The organism is Microcoleus sp. S13_C3, assembly GCF_036700905.1.
Lineage (GTDB): Bacteria > Cyanobacteriota > Cyanobacteriia > Cyanobacteriales > Microcoleaceae > Microcoleus.
On record NZ_JAUBPT010000326.1, the window covers coordinates 1 to 2405 of the forward strand.

Consider the following 2405-nt stretch of genomic DNA (forward strand, 5'->3'; position numbering starts at 1 on the left):
TTGAAGACTGGATCGATAAACTCAAAGAAGAAAAGCCGTCCTAGAAGGACGGGGCTTGTACCCATTTCTTTGGTCAAAATCCACAGGAACGGCAACTTAGCATCATCATAGCGAGTATTTTCTCTTCTTGCCTGCCGCTCTAATTCTCTTCGCAAATCGAATAACTTACTGGTGCAGTTCCAGACTTCGCTGACAGTTATCGGATTACGAAACGGTTCAAATATTGCAGTTGTGTTGGCCATTTTTCCCAACAATCCTAGATTATGTGTGTATTCTGGGATTAGGGTGCCGGGAGTGAAATAGACATCGATTTCTCGGACTTCGCTGGTCACATCGCGACCGATATTGACTGTGCCGATGGGAGAGAGCATTTCTTCCAGGTATTCTTTGGCAAAGCGATCGTGAATGAATCGCGTCATGGAATTTATGATGGATTTTTATTACTGCATTCTATCATCATTTAATCGCTATGGGATTTCTGAGTTTAAAACAACATTCATTGCCGCTTTCCTGTTAAAAAAATTGTTAGGTGCGATCGCGCTGCCAGTTGGGTAAGTTCGTCTGATCGCTCTCTACTTACCTCCCAACCCCACGCCCAGTCCAGAAATTTGCCATAATAGTCTCAATGCCAAATTATACAACTACAGGCTAATTCTATGGACGGAAACACCGCATTTATCCTAAAAGTATTTTTGATCTCGATCGCCCTCTCCCTCACCATCAAATACGGCGGGCCCATTCTGTCTATACCCTCTACCGCTGCGATCGCCCTAATCGCCGTGTTTACCTGTACTATTATCCTTGCCGCACTGCTAAGCTGGCGATCGTTCAACATACTAAAATCAAGTTAATCATAGGAAAATAGCTTAACCAGAAATTACCCTCCTAAACTCCCTCATCGCTTCCACACTCGAAGCCATCAGCAAGCAGCGACACAGTAAGTTAATCTCTAAATCTGGCAAAACCACACTTGAAGAAATTTTTTCATAACCCTCAGAACCCAAGCGATACATAGCCAATACACCATCCTCCCAAAACCAGACTTCAGCAACTCCCAATACTCGATAGCCCTGCAATTTTTTGACAGTACCGCTAGTGAAGACTACTTCGATACATAAATCTGGGGGAGAATTTGAGGTTATGCGTCTGCCAATAAAATAAGATTCATCAGCTTGTGCAGATACTACCCCTTCCTTTTCTTGGGTAAAGCTTCCCGTAGGGGCAAACTCAATTTCATTTTCGGCGCAGTAGATACCCAGCAGCGTACAAATTGTCCGACTAAAAAATTCGTGTTCTGGGGAAACTGCCAATATTTCTACCTCTCCTTTGTAATAAAACAACCTCGTCCCTGGGGAGTCAGAAAACCCCTGTTCAATTAGCTTGAACTGTTCCCAGCTAATCCCGGACTGAATGAACCGTTGATCTAGTGGCTGTAAGAGTGTCTGTGCCATCATGCAAACCTCAATCAAGTTCTGGGTTTAAAACAACATTCATAAAGCATTAAATACTGTTAACGTTATTTCTGTGATAAGTTTAGATTGCCTTTTTTGCCCAAGGTGCGATCGCTCGATAAGCTGTTCTGCATTTAAATTATATGTCAAAAAACAATCCAACTCTTGTTGGGTGGCTTTGAGCAACGCCCGAATATACAATTTAAGTTCGCGGCGACAGCTTACCAGACTTTCAAGTCGGCATAATGTCGTCTAGTCTCAGTTGTAAATTGGGAAACAGGTGAGAAGAAATAGTATCTCCCAAGCGATATTGTTGCTGCTGGTATGCACCATTAACTAACTGGCAGACTGTGAAAGTCGGTTGCTTTGGGTTGCCGATAAATTGCCAACCACCCAAGCCACGAAAGTCCACAATCCAATATTCTGGGATATTCAAAAAAGCGTATTCTTCCACTTTTCTGGCATAATAATCTTGCCAATTAGTGCTGACCACTTCAGCAACAAGCTTCATGGTACTACCGTTACAAATAACTGGTTCTTTTTGCCAAAGGGGTTCTTGACCTAGTTCTGATTTATCTAAAACAACTACGTCAGGACGCAGCGCTGTAGCTTCAGCATAGAGTGGTTTGATTAGACAATTTTTAGGCACCAACCAGTTGAAGTTATCCCGAAAGATTTCGACATAAATTTTACCCGCAATACTCCCGGCAACAGCTTCGTGAGGGCCCGTAGGTGACCTGTCTCTGAGTTCTCCGTCAATTAGTTCATAGCGTGTATTATCCCCATATTGGGCGATAAACTCCTCAAAGCTAAGTAATTTGGCTGTGGTGTAGGTCATAGATCGTGTTTTAACGGGATGTAATTTAATTGTAAGTTTAGTTAAAACTGAGATATTGCACCATTCTCAATTAGCCGTAGGGGCGGGTTCGCCAACAGCCTTAAAGCTTGCAAATA

At 42.9% G+C, this 2405-nt stretch carries 3 protein-coding genes and 1 pseudogene; 1 reads left to right on the forward strand and 3 read right to left on the reverse strand.

Annotated elements, in window-relative coordinates; translation table 11 throughout:
- Nucleotides 1-419: pseudogene (locus tag QUA16_RS36395) on the reverse strand (hypothetical protein); the annotation flags it as partial.
- A 237-nt stretch (nucleotides 420-656) separates the two neighbouring features.
- Here QUA16_RS36395 and QUA16_RS36400 point away from each other — a divergent pair.
- The gene (locus QUA16_RS36400) at nucleotides 657-851 is read left to right on the forward strand and encodes a hypothetical protein (protein WP_333108211.1); all 195 of its coding nucleotides are present in this window, start codon (nucleotides 657-659) and stop codon (nucleotides 849-851) included.
- A gap of 15 nt (nucleotides 852-866) precedes the next feature.
- Here QUA16_RS36400 and QUA16_RS36405 read toward each other — a convergent pair whose 3' ends face one another.
- Nucleotides 867-1451, reverse strand: a complete 585-nt coding sequence (locus QUA16_RS36405; protein ID WP_333181790.1) for a Uma2 family endonuclease — start codon at nucleotides 1449-1451, stop codon at nucleotides 867-869.
- 232 nt (nucleotides 1452-1683) lie between these two features.
- Nucleotides 1684-2289 carry a Uma2 family endonuclease gene (locus tag QUA16_RS36410; protein ID WP_333108209.1) on the reverse strand — a complete coding sequence of 202 codons (606 nt, stop codon included), beginning with the start codon at nucleotides 2287-2289 and terminating at the stop codon, nucleotides 1684-1686.
- Nucleotides 2290-2405 lie beyond the last annotated feature (116 nt).